The sequence below is a fragment of the Streptomyces sp. E2N166 genome (assembly GCF_003671715.1).
GTDB classification, from domain to species: domain Bacteria; phylum Actinomycetota; class Actinomycetes; order Streptomycetales; family Streptomycetaceae; genus Streptomyces; species Streptomyces thinghirensis.
This window is the reverse complement of record NZ_RAIF01000020.1, coordinates 75,176-76,219: the sequence shown is the minus strand read 5'-3', so window position 1 is coordinate 76,219 and position 1,044 is coordinate 75,176. Positions and strand designations below refer to the sequence as shown.

Below are 1,044 nucleotides of genomic sequence, written 5' to 3'. Positions count from 1 at the left end.
CAGGACGAGCAGCAGGACCAGGGCCCGCAGACAGGCGCGGCGGCGACCGGTGCGCGCCGCCCGTCCCGCGCGCCGCGCACGCGCCGCGCGCCCCGCACGCGCCGTATGTCCGGCGCGCGTGGCGCGGGCGTCGGCAGCGGCGTGCGGTGCGGGGCTCACGTCAGGTCGTGTCCCCGCTGGGCGTACGCCGCCCACCGTGCCCGGGCGAGAACCGCCCGCCCGGCGTAGGGGCGGTTCACAGGGCGTGCGGGACCTGGCGGGCGCGCCCACGCAGGCGTACGGACGTGACGATCTCGACCACGCCGACGGCTACCAGCCACCAGCCGCCGAACAGCATGAGGACGGCCGCCGACTCCACCGGCGAGTCGATCAGCACGATGCCGGCGACGACCGTGACGGCGCCGAGGAAGACGTGCCAGCCGCGCGCGGGCATCGCCGGGTCGTGGACGGCGGCCAGGATCTGCGTGACGCCGCGGAAGAGCCAGCCGATGCCGATCCACAGCGCGAGCAGCAGTACCGACTGCAGGGGGCCGCGGAAGCAGAACAGGCCCAGCAGGATCGACACGGCGCCGCTGATGAAGGCGAGGACCCGCAGCGAGGTCGTCCGGTGGGTGCCGAAGGCGGCGGCCAGTTGGAGGACGCCGCTGATGACGAGATAGAGGCCGAAGAGCACACCGGCGGCGCGCAGCGACGCGCCCGGCCAGGCCAGGACCAGCACACCCAGGACGAGTGAGGCGATCCCGGTGAGCAGCACGGTCCGCCATGCGGCGCGGGACAGCGAGTGCAGTGGCCCCTCGAAGGCGGGTTCGGGTTCGGGCCCGGGCTCGTGCCGTCCGGCTTTCGGGGAGTGCGTGCCGTGGCCCGTGCGGGCGTGGATCCCGCGGTCGTCGTACGGCTGCCCTCCAGGGGTGCCGCTGGGTGGCTCGGTCATGCTCCATGCTGGGAGCGGGGGTGGTGGGGGCGCCAGTTGGGGCGGGCCAGTGGGCTGACGTGGGGTTGGCCTGGGTGTTTCGAGGGGCGCCCGGCGCCGGTGTGGGCCGGGGG

General features: G+C 75.4%; 1 protein-coding gene. It reads right to left on the bottom strand.

Annotation, left to right across the window (positions count from 1 at the left end):
* Positions 1-235 precede the first annotated feature (235 nt).
* Positions 236-931, bottom strand: coding sequence for an HdeD family acid-resistance protein (locus EBH09_RS17260; protein WP_121747896.1), 696 nt, complete (start codon positions 929-931; stop codon positions 236-238).
* Positions 932-1,044 lie beyond the last annotated feature (113 nt).

Bases quoted from the DNA above. Each gene is read 5' to 3' on its own strand.
- EBH09_RS17260 (WP_121747896.1), bottom strand. From the start codon at position 931: ATGACCGAGCCACCCAGCGGCACCCCTGGAGGGCAGCCGTACGACGAC.